Origin of the sequence: Actinospica sp. (assembly GCF_035552695.1) — a bacterium.
Lineage (GTDB): Bacteria > Actinomycetota > Actinomycetes > Streptomycetales > Catenulisporaceae > Actinospica.
This window is the reverse complement of record NZ_DASZKT010000076.1, coordinates 1-22,136: the sequence shown is the minus strand read 5'-3', so window position 1 is coordinate 22,136 and position 22,136 is coordinate 1. Positions and strand designations below refer to the sequence as shown.

Annotated in this window: 16 protein-coding genes and 1 tRNA gene; 4 read left to right on the top strand and 13 right to left on the bottom strand. The window is 68.7% G+C overall.

What is annotated here, in order from left to right; translation table 11 throughout:
* Positions 1–3: 3 nt before the first annotated feature.
* From VG296_RS10355 to VG296_RS10340, 4 genes are all read right to left on the bottom strand, one after another.
* Positions 4–984, bottom strand: coding sequence for an ABC transporter permease (locus VG296_RS10355; protein ID WP_325565418.1), 981 nt, complete (start codon positions 982–984; stop codon positions 4–6).
* Positions 981–2,051, bottom strand: coding sequence for an ABC transporter ATP-binding protein (locus tag VG296_RS10350; protein ID WP_325565417.1), 1,071 nt, complete (start codon positions 2,049–2,051; stop codon positions 981–983). Before VG296_RS10350 ends, VG296_RS10355 begins: the two co-directional genes overlap by 4 nt.
* Positions 2,051–3,724, bottom strand: coding sequence for an ABC transporter substrate-binding protein (locus VG296_RS10345; RefSeq protein WP_325565416.1), 1,674 nt, complete (start codon positions 3,722–3,724; stop codon positions 2,051–2,053). Before VG296_RS10345 ends, VG296_RS10350 begins: the two co-directional genes overlap by 1 nt.
* 121 nt (positions 3,725–3,845) lie before the next feature.
* Positions 3,846–4,877, bottom strand: a complete 1,032-nt coding sequence (locus VG296_RS10340) for a LacI family DNA-binding transcriptional regulator (protein ID WP_325565415.1) — start codon at positions 4,875–4,877, stop codon at positions 3,846–3,848.
* A 304-nt stretch (positions 4,878–5,181) separates the two neighbouring features.
* Here VG296_RS10340 and VG296_RS10335 point away from each other — a divergent pair, with 304 nt between their 5' ends.
* Positions 5,182–6,201 (top strand): LacI family DNA-binding transcriptional regulator, encoded by a 1,020-nt coding sequence (locus VG296_RS10335; protein ID WP_325565414.1) that lies wholly within the window; start codon positions 5,182–5,184, stop codon positions 6,199–6,201.
* Positions 6,202–6,860: 659 nt separating this feature from the next.
* The gene (locus tag VG296_RS10330) at positions 6,861–7,292 is read left to right on the top strand and encodes a hypothetical protein (protein ID WP_325565413.1); all 432 of its coding nucleotides are present in this window, start codon (positions 6,861–6,863) and stop codon (positions 7,290–7,292) included.
* Between the two features lie 252 nt (positions 7,293–7,544).
* Here VG296_RS10330 and VG296_RS10325 read toward each other — a convergent pair whose 3' ends face one another.
* The 3 genes from VG296_RS10325 to VG296_RS10315 all read right to left on the bottom strand — a co-directional run bounded on the left by VG296_RS10325 (position 7,545) and on the right by VG296_RS10315 (position 10,814).
* On the bottom strand, positions 7,545–8,438 hold the full coding sequence (locus tag VG296_RS10325; protein WP_325565412.1) for a carbohydrate ABC transporter permease: 894 nt from the start codon (positions 8,436–8,438) through the stop codon (positions 7,545–7,547).
* A gap of 3 nt (positions 8,439–8,441) precedes the next feature.
* Complete coding sequence (locus VG296_RS10320; RefSeq protein WP_325565411.1) at positions 8,442–9,407, bottom strand: sugar ABC transporter permease; 966 nt, start codon at positions 9,405–9,407, stop codon at positions 8,442–8,444.
* 141 nt (positions 9,408–9,548) lie between these two features.
* Positions 9,549–10,814 (bottom strand): ABC transporter substrate-binding protein, encoded by a 1,266-nt coding sequence (locus VG296_RS10315; RefSeq protein WP_325565410.1) that lies wholly within the window; start codon positions 10,812–10,814, stop codon positions 9,549–9,551.
* 396 nt (positions 10,815–11,210) lie between these two features.
* Between VG296_RS10315 and VG296_RS10310 the strand changes: the two genes are divergently transcribed.
* Positions 11,211–12,941 (top strand): glycoside hydrolase family 13 protein, encoded by a 1,731-nt coding sequence (locus VG296_RS10310; RefSeq protein ID WP_414641081.1) that lies wholly within the window; start codon positions 11,211–11,213, stop codon positions 12,939–12,941.
* A gap of 129 nt (positions 12,942–13,070) precedes the next feature.
* On the opposite strand, the gene VG296_RS10305 is transcribed toward VG296_RS10310, so the two are convergent.
* The 5 genes from VG296_RS10305 to VG296_RS10285 all read right to left on the bottom strand — a co-directional run bounded on the left by VG296_RS10305 (position 13,071) and on the right by VG296_RS10285 (position 19,275).
* Positions 13,071–13,718, bottom strand: coding sequence for a hypothetical protein (locus tag VG296_RS10305; RefSeq protein WP_325565408.1), 648 nt, complete (start codon positions 13,716–13,718; stop codon positions 13,071–13,073).
* A gap of 12 nt (positions 13,719–13,730) precedes the next feature.
* Positions 13,731–14,174 carry a thioesterase family protein gene (locus tag VG296_RS10300; protein ID WP_325565407.1) on the bottom strand — a complete coding sequence of 148 codons (444 nt, stop codon included), beginning with the start codon at positions 14,172–14,174 and terminating at the stop codon, positions 13,731–13,733.
* On the bottom strand, positions 14,167–15,831 hold the full coding sequence (ettA, locus tag VG296_RS10295) for an energy-dependent translational throttle protein EttA (protein WP_325565406.1): 1,665 nt from the start codon (positions 15,829–15,831) through the stop codon (positions 14,167–14,169). Before ettA ends, VG296_RS10300 begins: the two co-directional genes overlap by 8 nt.
* Before the next feature lie 36 nt (positions 15,832–15,867).
* A complete protein-coding gene (locus VG296_RS10290) occupies positions 15,868–17,490 on the bottom strand; it encodes a GTPase (RefSeq protein ID WP_325565405.1) in 1,623 nt (540 codons plus the stop codon).
* A gap of 84 nt (positions 17,491–17,574) precedes the next feature.
* Positions 17,575–19,275 (bottom strand): hypothetical protein, encoded by a 1,701-nt coding sequence (locus VG296_RS10285; protein WP_325565404.1) that lies wholly within the window; start codon positions 19,273–19,275, stop codon positions 17,575–17,577.
* Between the two features lie 210 nt (positions 19,276–19,485).
* Between VG296_RS10285 and VG296_RS10280 the strand changes: the two genes are divergently transcribed.
* Positions 19,486–19,558: transfer RNA gene (locus VG296_RS10280), tRNA-Arg, on the top strand.
* 682 nt (positions 19,559–20,240) lie between these two features.
* Here the strand turns inward: VG296_RS10280 and VG296_RS10275 are convergent.
* Positions 20,241–22,010, bottom strand: a complete 1,770-nt coding sequence (locus VG296_RS10275) for an ABC transporter ATP-binding protein (RefSeq protein ID WP_325565403.1) — start codon at positions 22,008–22,010, stop codon at positions 20,241–20,243.
* Positions 22,011–22,136 lie beyond the last annotated feature (126 nt).

Here is a 22,136-nt window from a genome sequence, read left to right as displayed (position 1 = left end):
GGTTCAGCCCTCCTTGCGGGTACGCGGGTCGAGGAGCAGGTACGCCAGGTCCGCGAGGAAGTTCGCGGCCAGCACGGCGAGCGTGATGACCAGGAAGATCCCCTCCATCAGCGGATAGTCGTCGGCGCCGATCGCCTGGATCAGCAGTGTGCCGACGCCCTGGTAGCTGAAGACGATCTCGACCAGGAACGTTCCGCTCACGATGAAACCGAGCGAGAGCGCGAAACCCGAGACGCTCGGCAGCAGCGCGTTGCGGGCCGCGTAGCTGAACATCACGCGACTGTCCGACAGGCCCTTGGCGTGCGCGACGGTGATGTAGTCCTCTGACGCGACCGTCACCATCATGTTGCGCATTCCGAGCAGCCAGCCGGCCATCGACGAGACGACGATCGTCGCCGCGGGCAGCAGCGCGTGCTGGATCGCGTTGCCCACGAAGGACGGCGTCCACACCGGTGTCAGGCCCTGCGCGAAGCTGCCGGAACCGGGGAAGAAGCTGCCGGGACCGGCGAGCACGCTGATCCCGATCAGGCCGAGCCAGAAGTACGGGATCGAGGACAGGAACGCGGTCGCCGGGAGCAGCCCGTCCAGCCAGGAGCCGCGCCGCCAGCCGGCGAGCACGCCGAGGCCGGTGCCGATCACGAAGCTGAGCACCGTGGCCGTGCCCACCAGGAACAGCGTCCACGGCAGGTAGGAGCCGATCAGCGTACTGACGGGTACCGGGAACTGCGAGAACGAGATCCCGAGGTTTCCGTGCACCAGCTGGCCCCAGTAGGAGACGTACTGGCTCCACACGCTCTGGTGCTTGTCCAGGCCGAACAGCGCGGTCAGCGAGGCGATCGCGCTGGAGTTGATCTGGCCCTGGAACTTCGTCAGCAGGGCGCTGACCGGGTTGCCCGGCAGCGTCCGCGCGATGAAGAAGTTGATCGTGATCGCGGCCCACGCGGTGAAGAGGTAGAACGCGAGCCGCGTCAGCAGCCGTTTCATGCGTCACCTGCCTCGGATGCGGGCGTGGTCGGGGTCGCGGTCCCGGACTCGGAACCGTCGTAGAGCCAGCACGCGGCCCACTGCCTCTCGTTCACCTCGAAGCGCGGCGGCACGTCCGTCCGGCAGCGCTCCATCACGTGCGGGCAGCGCGGATTGAACCGGCAGCCCTCCGGCGGCGTGACGAGGCTCGGCGGCTCACCGAGGTCGTCCTCGGCGAGTTCCGCCGTGCCGACCGCCGACGCGATCCGCTCCGGGTCCGGCGCCGAGGCGATCAGCAGCCGGGTGTACGGATGCGCCGGGCTCTGGGTGACCGTCTCGCTGTCCCCGCCCTCGACCATCCGGCCGGCGTACATCACCATCGTGTCGTCCGCGAAATAGCGGGCCGAGGCGATGTCGTGCGTGATGTAGAGCACTGCCAGGCTGAACTGCTCCTTCAGGTCGCGCAGCAGGTTCAGCACGCCGAGCCGGATCGACACGTCGAGCATCGAGACCGGCTCGTCGGCCAGCAGCACCTCCGGCTCGGCGGCGAGGGCGCGCGCGATGGCGACCCGCTGCCGCTGGCCGCCGGAGAGCTCGTGCGGGTACTTGGCGAGGTACTGCTCGGCCGGGGTGAGCCTCACCCGGCCGAGCAGGTCGGCGAGCGCGTCCTCCAGGTCGCGCGCGTTGCGTCCCGCGTGGCCGTGCACGCGCAGGGCCCGGGTCAGGTGGTAGCGCACCGTGTGCACCGGATTCAGCGAGGCGAACGGATCCTGGAAGATCAGCTGCACCTGCCGGCAGTAGGCCCGGAACTTGCGTCCGCCGCGCACCGTCACCTCCCGCCCGTGCAGCCGAACCGCGCCGGCGGTGCGCGGTTGCAGCTGCGCGAGCAGGCGGGCGACGGTCGACTTGCCCGAGCCCGATTCACCCACCAGTGCGGTGACCCGGCCGCGGTGCAGGCTCAGGGCCACGTCGTCCACAGCGTGTACGGCCGCGCCGCGGCGCAGGACCTCTCGGCCCGCGCCGCGAACGGGGAAGTGCTTGGTCAGGCCCTCGGCTTCGAGAACCGCCGTGGTCTGTTCGGCCGTCATCAGGATCCCGAGACCGGCTTGAGCTTGAGGATGATCTGCAGCGAGTTGATCAGCGTGGGCTGCGCGGGCGCGTACGGGTTCGTGTCGTCCGGCCAGCCGGTGAAGTTCTTCGTGCTGTACTCGCCGCCGCCGTTGGCCGCCATGATCGGGATGAACGGCATCTGCGTCACCTCGATGTTCTCGAGGGTGTTCAGCGCCGTCGTGCGCTCGGCGTCGGTGCTCGCGCTGGCGTACTGCTTGAGCGCGTTGGTCGCGTCCGTGCTCTGGAAGCGGCCGAAGTCGGTGTTCGCGGTCTGGCCGATCGGCGTGTAGCCGTCGAAGATGGTCGCGTACAGGTCGTACGGGGTGGCGCCGTTGTTGGTCCAGTGCAGCACGCCCTGGAAGTCGCCGTCCGCCACGTTCGTCGTCCACGTGTTCGCGTTCGGCTGGGAGACGCTCGCGCTGATGCCGATCGTCGCCAGGTCGTTCTGGATCAGCGTCAGGTCGGTGTCGTAGTCCGACCAGCCGGCCGGGTCGGCGAGCTGGATGGAGACCTGCTTGCCGCCGTACATCAGGTTGTTGCCGCTGTAGCTGAAGCCGGGAGTCGAGGACAGCAGGGACTTCGCCGTGGTCGCGGAGACGCTGGCGGTGTCGCTGGTGAACTGGCTGCCGATGTACGAGTTTCCGGCCGGGGTCGGGATGCCGGTGTTGCTGGTGACGACGGGGTAGAAGTAGCCGTCCTCACCGGTCTTCACGATCGTCTGCCGGTTGATCGCGTCGTTCATCGCGATGCGCAGGTTGGCGTTGTTGAACGGCGCGATCGTGGTGTTGAGCCACAGGCCGTGGTCGCCGAGCACGGCCGGGAACCACAGCTTCAGGTGCGCGGGGTCCTTGGCCGTGTAGGTCACCGAGGGGTTGGGGATGAAGACGAAGCTCCAGTCCGCCTGCTCGTCGGTCAGCGCCTGCGTCTGCGTCGTGTTCGACGAGTACGAGGTGTAGTGCAGCGTCTTGATCTGCGGCAGCGTCTGCCAGTACGAGCTGCGCCGGGTGAGCGTCGCGGTGTTGCCGGAGAACGAGGTCAGCGTGTACGGGCCGGAGCCGACCGGGCTCGCCACCGCGTTCGTCGCCGGGTTCGAGATCTTCGACCAGATGTGCTGGGGCACGATGAACTGGTTCAGGATGTGCGTCTGGTACACGAACTGCGAGCTCGGGAAGGTCAGCGTGACGGTGTTCCCGCTGCTGGAGACGTCGCCGAACGTGATCGCGTACGAGTTCAGCGTGGCGTTCGCCTTGACCAGGTTGAAGGTGTACGCGACGTCCGCGGCGGTCAGCGCCTGGCCGTCCGACCAGGTCACGCCGTTGCGGATGGTCAGCACGAGCTTCTGGTAGTTGTTCGACCAGGTCCACGCACTGGCCAGCCACGGGGTGCCCGGCTGCGCGGGCTGCACGGCGTTCGTCATCACGAGGGGTTCGTAGATGACGTTCTTGTAGCCGAGGCTGTTGGCCGCCGAAGAGCTCAGGAACGGGTTGTTGTTGTCCGACTGCGCCCCGTTCGGCATGCCGATGTTGAGCACGCCCGAACCGGTGCTCGAACTGCTGCTCGAGCTAGTGCTGCCGGATCCGCCGCACGCGGCCAGACCACCTCCGGCGAGCAGGGCGGCAGCCAGCGCAGCTATAGTTTTTGTTGTACGCATGTATCCCTCACTTGAGTCCCTAACTCATGGATGACGTGCGAGGGATCGCAGTACGCCGCGGCGTACGACGGATCCCGTTCCCCCCGGCCCGCCGTCGGCAAACGGTGGGCCGGACGGCTTCTCAACCGACGGGAACCTCAGCGCCCCTCGCCTGTGGCAGCGAGGAGCCGCGCACCACCAGCTCGGTGGGCACTATGTGCGGTTCGTCGAGGAGCTGTTCGCCGCCGTCGAGATGCGACATCAGCAGCCTGGCGGCCGCCTCGCCCATCCCGCGCATCGGCTGGCGGACCGTGCTCAGCGGCGGGTTCGTGTACGCGGCCAGCGGCACGTCGTCGAACCCCACCACCGCAACGTCCTGTGGCACTTGGATCTTGGCCTCGGCCAGGGCCTGCAGCACGCCCGCGGCCGAGAGATCGTTGTGTGCGAAGACGGAGTCGAAGGGGACGCCGGATTGCATGATCCGGGTCATCGAACGCAGCCCGCCCTCGAAGGTGAAGTCGGCACCCTCGACCAGTCTCGGGCTGATCGGGTGGCCGGATTCGGCCATCCGCGCACGGAATCCGGCGAGTCGTTCCCGCGAGCAGCCGAACCGCAGCTCGCCGGTGATCACCGCGGGGCGGGTGCGTCCCTGCGAGAGCAGGTGCTCGGCCGCCGCCTCGCCGCCGGCTCGATTAGTTGTCGCGACCGACGGAAAACGCGGCCGGTGCTCGCGATCGTCGATCAGCACGACCGGCAGGCCCTGCTCGTGCAGCGAGGTGATGTAGTCGAGGGTGCCCTCGGGCTCGATCACCACGAGGCCGTCGAAGGACTTCGCAGAGACCTGACTCGCGAAGCGGCGCATGGACTGGTCGCCCTGGGTGCAGGTGAACACCATCAGGCCGTAGCCGGAGGACTCGACCACGTCGATCGTGCCCTGCAGCACTTCTCCTATCCACGGCCAGGTCAGCGAGGGTACGAGCATCCCGATAACCCGGGTGCGTCCACGCGCGAGGCCCACGGCCCCGGCCTTCGGCACGTAGCCCAGCTCGGCGATGACCTGCCGCACTCGGGCCGCGGTCGCCGCGTCGAGCTCGCCCTTCCCGTTGAGTACGCGCGAGACAGTGGTCTTGCTGACGCCGGCCCGCGTGGCCACGTCAGTGATCGTGATCGGCAACACTGCCTCCCTCGAAACCGCCCGGTACCGGTTCCGTAACCGGTACCGTTGGAGGAAGTAAAGCTCCGGGGCCCGCGCGCGTCAATGCGCTGTTCGTAACGAAACGAACATCGCAGGTCGCAGCGTTTTGATCATCGAATCCTGTCCCGGGAAACGGGCAAAGCGGGTATATCGGAACACTGTAAGGGTTGTCCGCGTGAACAATCCCCCACAGTTTTCGGCCTTGCGGTCTATCGTGGTCCGTACCGCAAGACGTGGACAGACTTGCATAGTTTCTTGCACTCTCATGCCGTATACTTGCAGCATGCCAGGCAAACTCTCCGATGTGGCGAAAAAGGCCGGGGTCAGCGAGGCCACGGTCAGCCGGGTGCTCAACGACAAGCCCGGGATCTCCGCGTCCACCAGGGCCGCGGTCCTCACGGCGCTCGACGTGATGGGCTACGAGCGCCCGACCCAGCTGCGCGGCGAACGCGCCCGACTGATCGGACTGGTGCTGCCGGAGCTGCAGAACCCGATCTTCCCGGCGCTCGCCGAGGTCGTCGGCGGTGCACTCGCGCAGCGCGGGTTCACCGCGGTGCTGTGCACCAGGACGACCGGCGGCATGTCAGAGGCCGACTATGTGGACATGCTGCTTGAGCGCCAGGTCTCCGGCATGGTGTTCGGCGGCGGCCAGTACGCCGAGGCCGACGCCCCGCACGGCCACTACCTGCGCCTGCTCGACCTCAGGCTGCCGGTGGTGCTGGTCAACGCGGCCAGCGAGAACCTCGACTTCCCCAGGGTCTCGACGGACGACGCCGTGGCCGTGGAGCAGGCCTTCGGCCACCTGGTCTCCCTCGGCCACGAGAAGATCGGGCTCATCCTCGGCCCCCCGGACCACATGCCGAGCCGCCGCAAGCACGAGGCCTTCGAGGTCGCGGCGAAGAAGGCGGGCCTCACCGTCCCGAAGTCCCACGTCGAGCACACCATGTTCTCCATCGAAGGCGGCCAGGTCGCCGCCTCGCGGCTGCTCAAGCAGGGCGTCACCGGCGTCGTCTGCGCCAGCGACCCGATAGCTCTCGGCGCGGTCCGCGCCGTCCGCCGCGCCGGCCTCAAGGTCCCGCAGGACGTCTCGGTGGTCGGCTACGACGACTCCGCCTTCATGAACTGCACCGACCCGCCCCTGACCACCGTCCGCCAGCCCCTCGAGGCCATCGGCCGCGCCGCCGTGGCGATGCTCGTCGGCCAGATCGACGGCATCCCCGTCACCGCCGAGGAACTCCTCTTCGAGCCTGAGCTCGTGGTCCGCGGATCGACGGGCCCGGCCCCGGTTCCGGCTGCGGTCTGACCTCCCAGGGCCAAGGGAGATATCGCCGCCCGGCTTTCATGTGAGCCGGGCGGCGATGGCGTGATTGGGTTATTCGGTGCCCACCAAGATAATCGCCGCTTCGCGACAGTGACAATAAACCGGCGCCTGGCTTCCAGCGTGCGTGCCCCGCCTCGGCGGCCGGCGGAAACCCGGCAGGAATGTGCCGAGTGAGAGCGCAATCGTGTTCGTGCTAGCCCTACCTCGGAGTCTCGTGGCTGTGCGCTGTTGGCGCGCGGCGGGGGAGCGGACTATCGAGGTATTGCAGCTCGCGAACTCACCGCGGGCGCTTTGGGGAAGGGGAATTCGGCTGGGTGCTTTGCGGACTGCCGCGGTCACGGCGCTTACGGCTGCTTCGCTTGTTGCGGCGGTGTTGCCTGCGTATGGCGTTGAAGCGACGGCAACGGCGAAGACAGCGGCCAGAACGACCACAGCGGTGCCGACGCTGTCGGCGGGGCCGTTCCAGGTCGGCGTTGAGGACGTCAGTTGGCGGCGACTGGGAATTACGGGATTCCCGAGGGCGTGAACGTCGACTGGTCGGCGATTAAGACGCATGAGCGCATTGGGGCGCCGGTCGCGGCCGGGCGGCATCCGGTGGTGCTTTATTCGCCGGGGGCGGGGATGTGCGGGCGTGGGATTCGGTGCTTGTCGACCAGTTGGCGAGCGAGGGGTATGTCGTCGTCACGATCGATCCGACGTACGAGTCGGCGGCCGTGCAGTTCCCGAAGGGCCGGATCGTGCCCAGCGATCTGCTTTCCTGGTACGCGAAGGCGCTGCAGGCGGGGACCGTGCCGCAGTTCCTCAAGGAGGTCGTGGATACGCGGGTCCCCGCGGATACGGAGTTCGTGCTCAACTCGCTCAACACGCTGCCTGACGGGCTCGCGAGCGCCGTCGATGTGCAACGGATCGGAACGCTCGAGTACACCGCGGGAGACCCGACCGACACGAACTTCTCGCCGGTCGCTGAGCACTGCCTGGCCGCGCCCTTCCTGCTGCTCGGCAGCCAGTCGAAGGACGCGTGCACAGCCGCCACCGACCCGTCCTGCGCGGCGGTTCTGAACCACAGCACGTGATGGCACGCCGCCATCACGCTGCCGGGGACCGAGCACGGGTCGTTCACGGATGCCGAGACGCTGATCCCTCATCTGGCCACGGAAAACCCGACGATCCCCCGGTCCACGGTGACGGGGGACGTCGGTACGGCGGATCCGCGAGCGGTGACCGCCGAGGAGGAGACGATCATCTCCGGGTTCTTCGGCGCGACGCTCGACTGAGCCGAGCGTCGCGCCGAAGAACCCGGAGACCGGAACCCGGAGACCGGCCGCTCAGCCCTTGACGCCGCCCGCGGTGAGGCCGGACATGATGCTCCGCTGGAAGATCAGGAAGAAGACGATCGTCGGCAGGGACGCGATCGCCAGCGACGCCATCAGGATGTTCTCCGGGATGCCGTCGCCGGTCAGGTTCAGCAGGCCGGTGTTGACCGTCGACTTGGTCGGATCGGTCAGCACCAGCAGCGGCCAGAGCACGTCCTTCCACACGGCGACCGTGCCGAAGATGGACACCACGCCCAGGATCGGCCGGGACATCGGCAGCACGATCGACCACAGCGCGCGCACCGGCCCGGCGCCGTCGATCGCGGCGGCCGCGAGCAACTCCTCCGGGATGGAGTCGAAGAAGCGCTTGAGCAGGAAGATGTTGAAGCCGTTGGCCACCGCGGGCATCCAGATGGCGACCGGCGAGTTGATCAGGCTCAGGTGCAGCACCGGTATGTTGATCGCGGTCAGGTAGTTCGGGATCACCAGCACCGTGGCGGGGATCATCAGCGTGGCCAGCATCATGCCGAGCACCACGTTGCCCAGCACCGGGCGCAGCTTGGAGAGCGCGTACGCCGCCGCCACGTCGAACACCAGCTGCAGCACCAGGGCGCCGGCCGCGTAGTACGTGGTGTTGAGGATGTACTTGCCGAGGTTGAAGTCCGACCACGCGGTCGAGTAGTTGTGGAAGCTCAGGCTGTGCGGCACCAGCGTCGGCGGGCTCTGCAACACCTCGGACGCCGACTTCAGGCCGCTGCTGAACACCCAGTAGAGCGGGAACAGGAAGACCAGGGTGAACACCAGGATGGTCAGGACCAGCAGCACCCAGTAGACCCGCCGGGCGAGCGGCCGGTTGAGCTGGGCCCGGGAGATCAGGGTTCTCGTCTGTATGTCGAAAGCCGACATGTGCTACTCCTCTCCGCGCCGGCTGAGCCACAGGTACGCCCCGGAGAAGACCCCGAGGACGACCAGCAGAACCGTTCCGATCGCCGCTGAACCGCCGAAGTTGTTGAAGTTGGTCGCGTCCTGATACAGCAGGTAGACCAGCGTCCCGGTGCCGTTGGCGCCGTTGGTGAGCACCAGGGACTCGGTGAACGTCTGCATGGTGGCCACGACCTGTAACAGCAGCATCAGCGAGAGGATCAGCCGGGTCTGCGGGATGGTCACGTGCCAGACCCGCTTGGCGATGCCCGCGCCGTCCAGTTCGGCCGCCTCGTAGAGCTCGCCGGGGATCCCCTGCAGGGCCGCCATGTAGATCAGCACGCCGCTGCCCATGTTGCTCCACGTGGAGAAGATCACCATGCACAGGATGACGAAGGTGTTGTTCGGGGACTGCAGCCAGGTGGAGGTCGGCAGGTGCAGGTCGTGCAGCACCGAGTTGAAAAGTCCGCTGTTGTCCGGCGCGTAGAACCACTTCGACCACAGGAACGCGGCGGCCACCGGCGGCAGCATCACGGGTAGGTAGACCAGCAGCCGGAAGTACCACGAGGCGTGCCGGAACTCGTTGAGCCCGACCGCGAGCAGGAAGGGCACCGCGTAGCCGAAGACCAGGGCGAGACCGGTGAACACGAGCGTGACGCGGACCGAGGTCCAGAAGCCCGGGTCGTTGAGCATGTGCTCGTAGTTGCGCCAGCCGCCCCAGCCCTCGCTCTGCCCCACCAGGTTCAGGTGCTGGAAGCTGAGCAGGATCTCGTGGATCATCGGGTACCAGGACCACAGCGCGAAGCAGATGATCGCCCCGGCGAGGAAGAAGTATCCGCTGACATTGCGCCGCACCCGGCGGCTCAGCGAGGCACTGCGCCGCTCGGGCCCCGGAGGTCTGCCCGCTCCCGGCAGGCCGCGCGCCCGGGCGCGGGAAACGTTGATGGTCGCCATCGAAGCTGCACTTCCGCTCTTGTGAGGACGCCGGGCGTCGGCTGTCGGATAAACGCGGTGCTGTTGCGAACGCCGTTCCCGCCGGCTTGTGGTTCCGGCGGGAACGGCCTCGTGGATCGCCTTGCTACCGGGGTCTGCCGGCTACTGGTTCTGCAGGATCGCGTTCGCACCCGTCTTGAAGGTGTCGAGGAGTTGCTGCAGGTTCGCGTTCGAGTTCGTCAGCGCGGCGTACATGGCTTTGTCGCCCTGCGCGTAGATCGCCTGCGCCTGCGGCGGCTCGATGACCAGCTGCATGTTCGTCAGACCCGCGGTGTACGCGGAGAAGTTCTGCGTCGGCACGTTCGCCGAGGCCTTCTCGTCCGTCGACGCCTGCTGGTCGGCGGCCGACCCGGAGGTGAACAGGTCGGGCTCCGGCAGGCCGACCGGCTGCCCGGCCTTGGCGGTGCGGGTGTAGTTGAACTGGCCGTCGTTCGGCGTCAGGAACTCGAAGTTGAGGAACTTGATGCCGGCCGTGATCTGCGCCGGGGTGTCCTTCTTGTTGAACATGTACCCGTCACCGCCGAGCAGGGTCGCGCTCGGGCCGCTCACACCGGGCAGCGGCGCCATCGCGATGTTGGTGTACGGGGTGTTGTAGGTGGCGTGCATGTTCGTGACCGTGTCGGGCGCGCCCATGTACATGCCGAGCTTGCCGGTGCTCATGATCTGCTGCGGGTCCTGCCAGGCCAGACCCTGCTTGGTGCCCATGTCGTTGTCCACGAAGCGCATCTGGTGCAGCATCTGCAGCACGGAGAGCCCGGCGCTGGTGTCGAACGCGGCCGTCGCGCTGCTTCCGGTCCCGCTGACCATCTGCCCGCCGCGGGAGAAGAGCTCCGCCGCGAAGTGCCAGCCGCCGGTGTTCTGCGCGCTCAGGTCGACGTACCCGATGTAGCCGGGGCCGAGTGCGCTGATCTTCTTGGCGTCGGCCGCGACGTCGGTCCAGGTGGACGGCGGGCTGGTGATCCCGGCCCGCTGGAACAGCGTCGTGTTGTAGACCAGGCCCTCGTCGTAGTTGTTCACCGGGATGCCGTACAGGTCACCGGAGCTCGCGCTGCCCTGCCGGTACACGTTCAGCAGCTGCGGCAGGATGCTGCTCTCGTTGGCGATGTCCTTGACGTAGGACTGGATGTCCGCCGCCTGGCCCGCCGCGATGACGTTGGCCGGGTCGGTGAACGCCGTGTAGAACACGTTGTCCTCGGTCCCGGCGGCGAGCTGCGCGGTGAACTTCGCCGGCACCTCGCAGGGGTTCGCGTCGTCGCCCTTGACCGTGATGCCCGGATTCGCCTTCTCGAAGGCCGCGATGTCATCAAGGAAGAACTGCCGCTGTGCCTTCTGCGTGGTCGGCGGCTCGCACCCGACGGTGATGGTCACCGGCCCGGAGGCATTGTTAGACGACGTGCCGGACCCGCTGCTGCTCGAGCAGGCGGCGGCGGATAAAGCCATTGCCGCGGCTGCGGCGATCGCCACTGTGCGGCGAGCGCCGGCACCTCGGCGGACCGTACTGTTCATAGATCTGCCTTCCCTCACTGGACATGAACGTCTGTGGTCTTGCCCCGGGTGCGTTCAACGTACTGACCCGGACATGGCTTCGCAAGATAGCGATGAAAACTCGCAATGACACGACTTGATTACGACGATCAAGGCCGCACGTCCGGTAAGTGATGCTTCCGGCGCCGTTCCCTTGACTCCGCGTCGAGACTCAATATCCGTGGGCGGATCTCCGGCCCGAAGCGTCCGGAAAGCGTAGATCTAGTTTTTGCAGGTTTCATGCAGATCTCTTGCGGGCCTGAGTGGCGCCATGTACGTTGTGCGCAACCGGCACGCGAGCAGAGAAGGAGCCGATCCGTGACTCTCCAGTGGTGGCGCGACGCGGTCACCTACCAGGTGTACGTGCGCAGCTTCGCGGACGGGAACGGCGACGGCGTGGGCGACCTGCGCGGTATCCGCTCCCGCCTGCGCTACCTCGCCGACCTCGGCATCGATGCGATCTGGCTCAATCCCTGGTATCCCTCGCCGATGGCGGACGGAGGCTACGACGTCTCCGACTACCGGGACATAGATCCCGACTTCGGCACGCTCGACGAGGCCGACGAGCTGATCGAAGAGGCGCACGCGCTGGGCATCCGGACCATCATCGACATCGTGCCCAACCACGTGTCGGATCAGCACCCGTGGTTCCAGGCGGCGCTCAAGGCGGGGCCGCGGTCCAAGGAGCGGGCCCGCTTCTGGTTCCGGCCCGGCCGCGGACCCGGCGGCGCCGAGCCGCCGAACAACTGGGTCTCGCACTTCGGCGGCCCGGCCTGGTCGAGGATCACCGAGGCCGACGGCACTCCGGGGCAGTGGTACCTGCACCTGTTCGCCGACGCGCAGCCGGACCTCAACTGGGAGCAGCCGGAGGTCCGCGAGGAGCACCTGAGCATCCTGCGATTCTGGTTCGACCGCGGCGCCGACGGAATCCGCATCGACTCGGCCGCGATCCTGGTCAAGGACCCGTTCCTGGCCGACCTCGACCCGGACGCGCCGGCGGACGCCCCGCATCCGTACACCGATCGCGACGGCATCCACGAGATCTACCAGGAGTGGCGGGCGGTCGCCGACTCCTACCCGGAGCCCAAGGCGCTGATCGGCGAGGTGTGGTTGCCGGACCCGCAGCGCTTCGCGATGTACCTGCGGCCCAACGAGATCCACACCGCCTTCAACTTCTCGTTCCTCTCCTGCCCCTGGGACCCGACCGAATTCCGCAAGGTCATCGACGAGACGATCGCCGCGCACGAGCCGGTCGGCGCCCCGGCCACCTGGGTGCTGTCGAACCACGACGTCACCCGGCACGTGACGCGCTACGGCCGAGCCGACACCAGTTTCGCCTTCGCCACGCGCAGCTTCGACACGCCGGTGGACCTGGAACTCGGCACCCGCCGGGCCCGCGCGGCGGCGCTGCTCAGTCTGTCGCTGCCCGGATCCGCGTACGTCTACCAGGGCGAGGAGCTCGGCCTGTGGGAGGTCGAGGACATCCCGGACAACCACAAGCACGACCAGATGTTCTTCCGCACCAACGGGGTCGACCCCGGACGCGACGGCTGCCGAGTGCCGCTGCCGTGGTCCGGAGACGCGCCGCCGTTCGGCTTCAGCCCGCCCGACGCGACCGCCGAGCCGTGGCTCGCGGAGCAGCCGGCGGAGTGGAGCCGGATGACGGTCGAGGCGCAGCAGGGCGATCCGGGCTCGATGCTCGAGCTGTACCGGCAGGCGCTGCGGCTGCGGCGGGCCGAGGAGGGACTGGGCACGGACCGCGAGGGGCTGCGCTGGCTGGACTCGGATGCCGAGGTGCTGGCCTATCGGCGCGGTGCGGATCTCGCCTGCGTGCTCAACTTCGGCCCGAACCCCGCGCCGCTGCCCGAGCACCAGGAGATCCTGCTCAGCAGCGGACCGCTCACCCAGGACGGCCGGCTTCCGTCCGACACCGCCGCGTGGATCCGGCTGACGACAGCGGCCGGGGTCTGACCCCGACGCTCCATTGCTTCCCCGGTCCAAGCTAGGGCAGGGAAGGGTCGACGGTCGGGAGTCTGTTGAGGGTGCGGACTCCCGACCTGTCGGCCGCCAAGAACGGCTGGATCCAGAAGTTCCCTGAGATCAGTCCCGCTGCAGCACGGTTCCGTAGGGCGCGTCCACCCGCAGCCAACGGCCGATCCGCGCGAGCTGCGCCATCTCGTCGGTCCGCTCGGCGTCCGGGCCGAGGAATCCCAGCGCCTGCGCGGCATGCGCGGTACGCAGGGTCAGCGGCGCGGCATCCGAATCAGGATCCTGCACCGCCTCGACCGGACGGCTCCAGATCTCCTCGCCGAGCGCGTCGAGGCCCGCGCGGTCGAGGCCGAGGGCGCGGAAGCGGAAATCCGCGTTCCCCTGGCCGGCGGCCCGGCCGAGTTCGCGCACGCTGATCAGCCCGATCCGCGTCCACCCCGTACGCGGCGGCAGCAGGCCCGCCCACGACGGACCCCCGACCATCGTGTCGGGCACCAGCACCTGACAGTCGTCCCGCGAGATTCCCTCGAGCAGCTTCCCCGCGACCACCGTTACGTCGAACGGCTCAGTGCCCTGCTGTAGCGCGGACAGCCGCAGCGCCAGCACGGGATGTCCGCCGAACGGAGGACCGCTGTACGCGGCGGCGGCCGGACCCACGCCGACGAACCGCACGACGGCCGACTTGTCGAAGTGCAGCAACCGTTCCAGATACGCCCCGAGGGCCGCACCGTCACGCGCACTCGCAAACCAGATCAACACGTGGGACGCCCCTTAGTCGGCCTGCAGGTACTGCTCCAGATAGAACTTCTCCTCCGGAGCGATTCGCCGCGGACGCTGCTCGGCCAGGTCGAAGGGCACGAGCGTGGTCCTCGCGGTCGCGTACACGACGTCGTCATCACGCACCTCGTACGCGCAGATGAAGGACGCGACGCCGATCTTCGTCACCCAGATCTCCACGCGCACCGGCGCGGCCCGGTAGACCAGCGGCCGGTGGTAGTCGATCTCGTGCCGCGCGACGACGGTGCCCAGGCTGAACTTCTCGACCCCGGCCTCCCGCGCGGTCTCGAACATCCAGTCCACGCGGGCTTGTTCCAGGTAGCGCAGGTACACCACGTTGTTCACGTGGCCGAAGGAGTCCATGTCCGCCCAGCGCAGCGGGCAGAGATAGACGTGCCGCCGGGTGGTCACGGACGAGCCTTCAGCGAGATCAGTCACGAGTGAGCTTCCGGTAGGTGACCCGGTGCGGCCGCGCCGCCTCCGGGCCGAGCCGCTCCACCTTGTTCTTCTCGTAGGATTCGAAGTTGCCCTCGAACCAGAACCACTTCGACTCGCCCTCGTACGCCAGGATGTGCGTCGCGACGCGGTCCAGGAACCAGCGGTCGTGCGAGACGACCACCGCGCAGCCCGGGAAGTCGAGCAGCGCGTTCTCCAGCGAGGAGAGCGTCTCCACGTCCAGGTCGTTGGTCGGCTCGTCGAGCAGCAGCAGGTTGCCGCCCTGCTTGAGGGTCAGCGCCAGGTTCAGCCGGTTGCGCTCGCCGCCGGACAGGATCCCCGCGGGCTTCTGCTGGTCCGGGCCCTTGAAGCCGAAGGCCGAGACGTACGCGCGGGACGGCATCTCGACCTGGCCGACGTGGATGAAGTCGAGCCCGTCCGAGACCACTTCCCACAGTGTCTTCTTCGGGTCGATGCCGCCGCGGTTCTGGTCCACGTACGAGATCTTCACGGTCTCGCCGATCTTGACCTTGCCCGCGTCCGCCTCCTCCATGCCGACGATCGTCTTGAACAGCGTCGTCTTTCCCGCGCCGTTCGGGCCGACGACGCCGACGATGCCGTTGCGCGGCAGGGTGAAGGACAGGTCGTCGATCAGCACCCGCTCGCCGAAGCCCTTGTTCAGGTGCTCGACGTCGACGACCACGCTGCCAAGCCGCGGGCCCGGCGGGATCTGGATCTCCTCGAAGTCCAGCTTCCTGGTCTTCTCCGCCTCGGCCGCCATCTCCTCGTAGCGCGACAGGCGCGCCTTCGACTTCGCCTGCCGGCCCTTGGCGTTCGAGCGCACCCACTCGAGCTCCTCCTTGAGCCGCTTGGCGCGCTTGACGTCCTTCTGGCCCTCGACCTTCAGCCGCGCGGCCTTGCTCTCCAGGTAGGTCGAGTAGTTGCCCTCGTAGGGGTACGCGCGGCCGCGGTCCAGTTCGAGGATCCACTCGGCCACGTTGTCCAGGAAGTACCGGTCGTGGGTGATCGCCACGACGGTGCCCGCGTACTTGGCCAGGTGCTGCTCGAGCCAGAGCACGGACTCGGCGTCCAGGTGGTTGGTGGGCTCGTCGAGCAGCAGCAGGTCGGGCGCCTCGAGCAGCAGCTTGCACAGCGCGACGCGGCGCTTCTCACCACCGGAGAGCACCTTGACGTCGGCGTCCGGCGGCGGGCAGCGCAGCGCGTCCATCGCCAGCTCGAGCTGCGCGTCGAGGTCCCAGGCGTTGCGGTGGTCCATCTCCTCGCCGAGCTTGCCCATCTCCTCGAGCAGCTCGTCCGAGTAGTCGGTCTCCATCTGCTTGGTGACCGCGTTGTACCGGTCGACCAGGGCCTTGGTCTCGGCGACACCCTCCTCGATGTTGCCGATCACGTCCTTGTCCTCGTTGAGCTTCGGCTCCTGCATGAGGATGCCGACCGAGTATCCGGCGCTGAGCGTCGCGTCGCCGTTCGACGGCTGCTCCAGGCCGGCCATGATCTTCAGGACGGTGGACTTGCCCGCACCGTTCGGACCGACCACGCCGATCTTCGCACCCGGCAGGAAGCTCAGCGTCACGTCGTCGAGGATGACCTTGTCGCCGTGGGCCTTACGGGCCTTGCGCAGGGTGTAGATGAACTCAGCCATGTGTTCAGTCTATCGGGCCGGACGGACCGCACCGGACTAGTCGTGCACGGTGCCGAACGCCTCGCGAGCGCGCCGGTGCCGGTCGAGTTCGGCCTCGGCCGGGGTGAACAGGCCGTCCTGGGCGACGGCGGCGAGCTCGACCGCCAGCGAACCCGCGGCCACCTGGCCGGATCTGATCGCCCGGGCCCGCGCCGCCGAGCGCGCGCGCACGTCGAGCAGCACCGTGCCGAACAGCCCGACGACCACCGCGCCGACCCCCGCGGCCGAGAACGCGGCACCGAATTTCGGCAGCACGCCGGCGCCGCCGACGATCGCACCCGCCACTCCGGCCACGGCGAGCAGCAGGAACAGCACGTGGCCGACGCGCGGCCCGACGGTCCCGTCCTTCGCGCCGCCGATCGCCTCGATCTCGCTCTGGCTGAGCGCCGCGTCCAGCTGCTCGGCGACCTCGCGCCGCGAGCCGGTGACCTGGGAGCGGATCGCGCGGCCCCATTCCTCCGGCAGCTTCTGCGTGATCGCGCCGGCGAACTGGCCGAGCACCCGGTCGAGGCCGCCGCGGTCCACCGGCACGGCGGCGGGCGCGTCCGGCCCGGCGGTGCGGGTGACGGTCGGATTCTCCTTGCTCCGTCCCTTCCGGACCAGCGAGCGCAGCGGACTTGAAACGAGCGGCAGCGCGCGGGCGGTGGCCCGGGCGGCGACCGCGTCGGCCAGGCTGGAGACCCCGGCGGCGGCGCGCAGCCCGGCCAGCGCGCGCTCCCGGTCGTTGTCAGGGATCTGATCGCCCTCCGGCGGCGCGCCGATCAGCGGCGCGAGCTCGGCGGCGGCCCGGTCCACGTCCGCGGCCAGCCGGTCGGTCGCCGCGCGGCGGCCCGCGACCAGTTCGGCCAGCTCGGTCCGCAGCTCCAGCAGGCCCTCGCCGGTGCGCGCGGAGACCGGCAGGATCGTCACCCCGTCCAGTCCGTCCGCGTCCACCAGCCGGCGCAGGTCGCCCAGGCACTCGGGCAGCGCGCCCGGCGGCAGCTTGTCCACCTGGTTGAGCAGGATCAGGGTGACCCCGCCGTGTGCCGACAGAGGCTTGAGATACTCCTCGTGCCAGGCGGCGTCGGCGTACTTCTGCGGGTCGGTGACCCAGATCAGCAGGTCGGCGAACTCCACGGCCCGGTCCACGCTCTCCCGGTGCTCGGTGCGCAGCGAGTCGTGGTCGGGCAGATCGGCCAGCACCAGTCCGGCCAGCGAGTCGCGCGCCGGCTCCAGTTGGCCGCGGCGCGCCGGGGCCAGGTCCAGCGGCGACTCCCGGCACAGCTGGCGGCGGCGGTCCACGCCGAGCCGGTCCAGCAGCGGCCGCGCCTCCTCGAGCCCCTCCGCCTCCCAGACGCAGGCCAGCGGCTCCGCGGTGGTCGGGCGGCGGACCGCGACGGGCGACAGGCCGATCCCGACGAGCGCGTTGAACAGCGAGGACTTGCCGACGCCGGTGGGCCCGCCGAGCACCACGAGGGTGTGCTCGGCGGACAGCGCGTACCGCCCGGCGGCCCGCTCCAGCACCGCGCGGGCCGGTTCGAGCGCGGCGTCCTCCAGCCGGCCCTTCGCGAGCTCCACGACGCGCCCGAGCGCGTCGAGCCGCGCGCCGACGCTCGGCCCGTTCCCGTCCGCCCGTGTCATCGCCCTGATCTCCCTTGGTCGTGCCGCTCATGTCTCCGCCGACGCCGGCCGCGCGAGCCGCCGCCGTCTCTGTCGCCGTCTCCGTTACCGCGCCCGCTGCACCGCGTAGCCCGCCTCGAGCAGGTTCTTCGCCGCGTCCGGATCCACGCCGAGCTCGGCCAGCATCCGCGGGTGCCGGTACGCGTAGCGGTCGAACAGCGCGCCGAGCGCCGCGTCCAGCGCCGACGCGCCCTGCTCGGCCAGCCGTTCCGCGAGGCCGCCGGGGAAGACCTGGTCGGCGAGCCGGCGCGTCGCGGCCACGGCCGGGGTCGGCGGCTCCACCTTGCGCCGCCGCCGCTGCCGGGGCAGCTCGCGTCCGCAAAGCACGGTGGCGATCAGCACGGCGATCCGGAAGTCGGGCTCGTTCTGCGCGCCGTCCGGCTGCAGACGGGTGCGTGCGATCAGGTCGCCGAGCCGGTTCGCCCACTCCTCAAGCTCGGGAGCGATCGCGCCCGCCTGCTTCCACGCGGTGGCCGCGACCTCGTCCTCCCCTTCGGCCGGGATCGTGCCGCGCCACTCGTGCGCGACCTGCTCGGTGGCGCGGGTGATCGCGGCCGAGACCTGGTCGGCGATCGCGGTCAACAGCAGCCGGCGCGCGCCGGATCCGGCACCCGACGAGGGGTCGAGCAGCGTCTCGACGCGCGCGGGACCGATCAGCGACTGCCACTCGACCAGCGCCGCGCCGCCGATCAGCTCGCCCGCGGCCACCGCGTCGTGCAGCGCGGCCCGCTCGCCCGAGTAGGCCAGGTCCGCCTGCACCCGCAGCCGGTTGGCCACCTCGCTCTGCTTGGTCAGCGCTTCGTAGAGGACTGAGATCTGCTGCGGCAGGTCGTCGAGCAGGCCGAGGATCGTGCGCTGCACGGCGGCCAGCCGGGCCTCCGGGTGCTGGCTGATCGCGCGCAGCCAGGTGGCCAGCTGGTCCAGCAGGTACTCCGGGATCAGCCCCGCGGTCAGCGACGTCTCCGGCACCGTGAAGATCGGTATCTCGGTACTCGCGTGCGGTAGATAGGTATCCAAGAGCTCCGCGAACGCCTGATTGACCTCGCCGGCGGCCTCCGCCGGGACCCGGTTGAGCACGACGGCCACGCTCAGCCGGCGCCGCCAGGCCTCCTGCAGCAGTTCCCACGGCACCGCGTCGGCGTACCGTTCTGCGGTCGTGACCAGCAGCCAGCTGTCCGCCGCGCCGAGCAGCCGCCGCCCGGTCTCCCGGTTGCCGCGGTGCACGGAGTTCACGTCGGGCGCGTCGATCAGCGCGAGCCCGTAGGGGATGGCCGGGTGCGCGGCCAGCGTGAAGCCCTCGGGCCGATTGCCCGTCCGCGGCTCGAACGCCGGAGTGCCCACCGCCCCGCCCGCGCCGTGCGGCCGGTCGCTGCCGTGCCGCGCGAACGCGGGCAGCAGCCGGTGCGGCCCGGTCGCCGCGGCCACGTCCGCCGGGTTCACGCACAGCACCGCGCCGCGCGTCGTCGGCCGCAGCACCCCGGCCCGGGTCAGGTCGTAGCGCACCAGCGAGTTGACCAGCGTGGACTTGCCGACCCCCGTCGAACCGCCGATGACCAGGTGCAGGGGTCCGCCGGACTCGCGCAGCCGGGGGATGAGATAGTCGTCGATCCGCTGCAGCAGGTCGAGCCGGAGAGCGCGCACGTCTGCGGCCCCCTCTGCGGTGAGGGGGAATCGGGGTGCGGCGACGTGGTCGCGCAGGGCACCGACAGCGCTGAGCAGGTCCGCGTCCGGGCCTGTGATCGTCACAGCGTTACCCTGCCTTAAAGGCTCAGTCAAGGGAACAGCCCGGCCGGGATACTTCGGTAACTTCTGGATTGCGAATTCACTGCGGAACGATGCCAGACCGGCGAGTGCCGCCCCCCGACGGCCGATCTGCCCGGTTCCGACCGCTCGGATCCGGCCAACTCGAGGGGTGGTCCGGTACCCTGATTCGGCGTAAGGCGAGCCACGAGCCAAGCCCCGATAGCTCAGCGGATAGAGCAGGTGCCTTCTAAGCACTTGGTCGCAGGTTCGATCCCTGCTCGGGGCACTGACCTGGAAAACACTATATTCGGGTCCTAATATACCCCAGGCTTTGCGGTTAGGCCAAGTGCCTATGGGCACTTGGTCATCTCGGCTCCCTCCGTGGGTGGCTTCGACTTCGGCCACGGAAGCGCGCTGTCGCGATCCATGTGAGAAAGCCTAGTCGTGGGCCTCGCGATCACGTCAAGGCTGTCGATTGCTTCGGGGGCAGCCTCGTCTCGAGTGGTCTGACCTGCGGAGATGCCGCAAGCGATCTCTGGTTCCGGCACTGCGTGAGTCACGGCAAGTGATCTTGGAGGGCGCTGGACGGCGTGCAACCCTTCCCGATCAACCTGCCTCAGAGGTGAGCGCAATGGGATGCCTGGCTCCCTGCCTCCGCAGCTTCGACCGCTTCCTGCGCGGCGAGATAAAGTCCCCGCGAACCCGCGAGATCGCCACCTGCGGCGGATCCCGGCCGAATACCTGCGCCACTGCAACGGTTGCTGCTCCCGCAGGCCGAGCAACGCCGGATATACCGCACACCCGTCCTCGGCGGCCTGATCAACGAGTACGAACGAGCCGCCCGACCCGCGAACCTCGTAGCTATTTAACACCAGGTCACGGGTGTGGACTGGGTGAGTGCCCCCAACGGGCCGAGCGGAGCCGCGGCTAGCATCGCATCCGGGTTTCGCGGGCCGGTGTCGAGTAGCTCACCGGGTCTGTGCCTCGTGCAACCGGGCGTACGCGCCCTGTGTCTGCAGCAGCGATTCATGTGTGCCGACCTGCGCGACTTGGCCGCCGTCCATGACGACGATGCGGTCGGCGTTCCGGACGGTGGACAGCCGATGCGCGACGACGAACGTGGTGCGGCCGTGCATCAACCGCTGAAGCGCCTCTTGGATCAGTGCCTCGGAGCGCGTGTCGAGCGCCGAGGTCGCCTCGTCGAGGATCAGCACCCGCGGGTCGCGGATGACGGCGCGGGCGATCGCGAGTCGCTGCTTCTGCCCGCCTGAAAGGCGTGCACCGCGTTCGCCGACGACGGTGTCGAGTCCGGCGGGAAGTCGCTCGACGAATTCGAGCGCGTTGGCGTCGTGCAGCGCCGCGGTGATCGCATCGTCGTCCACGCGGTCGAGCCCGTAGCCGACGTTCTGCCGGATGGTGCCCTCGAAAAGGATCGTCTCTTGCGGCACGATCGAGACGAATCGGCGGAACGTACGCAGGTCGAGGTTCTGCATGTCCCGTCCGTCGAGCTCGATTCGCCCACTGGTCGGGCGCAGGAAGCCGATGACGAGATTGAGCACGGTGGACTTGCCCGCGCCCGACGCGCCGACGAGCGCGACGGTCTGGCCCGGCTCGATCGTGAGATCGAAGTGGAGCACGGACGGGCTGGCCGAATCCGGGTAGGCGAAGCCGACATCGCGGAAATCGAAGCGCCCGGCGGTGTCGTCGACGACCGCCTTGCCCTCGTTGCTCTCCAGATCCGGCGCCTCGAGCACCTCGCCGACCGACCGCACCGACTCGAGCCCCTTGCTGACCACCGGTGCGAGATTGAGCAGCACCGTCACGGACCCGGTGAGCGAAGTGAAGTACGCACTCAGCATGACCACGTCGCCCGGCGTCACGCCGAACAACGAGTAGTACGCGATCAACGCGGCCCCGGCGAGGCAGCCGACACCGACGGCGTTGAGCACGATCCAGGCCAGCGCGCCGAATTTGCCGTTGGTGCGGTCAAGGGCGAGTCCCGCGTTTCGCACCTTCCGCAGCGTGCCGTCGACGCGTTCGATCGCATTGCGTTCGAGACCGTGGGCGCGTGTGATCGGGATGAGCGCGGTCATCTCGAAGACGCGGGACGAAAGCTGCTCGATCTCCTGGCGGAATGTCTCGTTGTGCCTGCGCAAGCGGGAACGCAGCCGCACTACGACGAGGCCGGCAGTCGGCACCACGAGCAGGAACACCGGCAGGAAGGCAGGAGTACGCACGCTGATGACGGCGAGGCCGCCGAGGAGGCTGGAGGTCGCGCTGAGTGCGCCGTCGCTGGCTTGTTGCAGCATCTGTTCGACGGTTTCGACGTCGCGCACGACCTTGGTCTGCAGTACTCCGGAGCTCACGCGCGTGTGATAGCCGATCGACAGTTCCTGCAGGCGGTGGCACAGTGCGTACCTCAGGGTATTGCTGATACGGCGGATCGACCGGCTGTAGCAGCGAATATAGGCCAGGTGGCCGGGCAGGTTCAGCAGAAGCAGCATGAACAGCAGCCCGCAGTTGAGCCAGAGCCGGCTGACCGGTTGGTGGCTGACCACGACGTCCACGACGTTCGCGGTTACCAGGGGCAGCAGCCAGGTCGGACTCGCCTTGACCATGAAGAAGAGCGCGCCGAGCGCGAGGCGGCCGCGGTCGGGGCGGGCGAGATAGGCGAGCGTGCGCAGCGGATGCTCGCCGCGGAAGCGGTGGCGGTCGATGGGTCCGGAGCTGTAGGCCATTAGGACTCCCCTAGTGGTACGGACCTTACAATGGTCCCAGAATCAGACCGATGGTCGGGCTTCCGACCGCCAGGCGGACAATCTCGCGCTGTCGGCGGCCTGGAACCGAGGCTGCGAAGCTGGATG

Bases quoted from the DNA above. Each gene is read 5' to 3' on its own strand.
- VG296_RS10355 (WP_325565418.1), bottom strand. From the start codon at position 984: ATGAAACGGCTGCTGACGCGGCTCGCGTTCTACCTCTTCACCGCGTGG.
- VG296_RS10350 (WP_325565417.1), bottom strand. From the start codon at position 2,051: ATGACGGCCGAACAGACCACGGCGGTTCTCGAAGCCGAGGGCCTGACC.
- VG296_RS10345 (WP_325565416.1), bottom strand. From the start codon at position 3,724: ATGCGTACAACAAAAACTATAGCTGCGCTGGCTGCCGCCCTGCTCGCC.
- VG296_RS10335 (WP_325565414.1), top strand. From the start codon at position 5,182: ATGCCAGGCAAACTCTCCGATGTGGCGAAAAAGGCCGGGGTCAGCGAG.
- VG296_RS10325 (WP_325565412.1), bottom strand. From the start codon at position 8,438: ATGTCGGCTTTCGACATACAGACGAGAACCCTGATCTCCCGGGCCCAG.
- VG296_RS10320 (WP_325565411.1), bottom strand. From the start codon at position 9,407: ATGGCGACCATCAACGTTTCCCGCGCCCGGGCGCGCGGCCTGCCGGGA.
- VG296_RS10310 (WP_414641081.1), top strand. From the start codon at position 11,211: ATGCAGATCTCTTGCGGGCCTGAGTGGCGCCATGTACGTTGTGCGCAA.
- ettA (WP_325565406.1), bottom strand. From the start codon at position 15,831: ATGGCTGAGTTCATCTACACCCTGCGCAAGGCCCGTAAGGCCCACGGC.
- VG296_RS10290 (WP_325565405.1), bottom strand. From the start codon at position 17,490: ATGACACGGGCGGACGGGAACGGGCCGAGCGTCGGCGCGCGGCTCGAC.
- VG296_RS10275 (WP_325565403.1), bottom strand. From the start codon at position 22,010: ATGGCCTACAGCTCCGGACCCATCGACCGCCACCGCTTCCGCGGCGAG.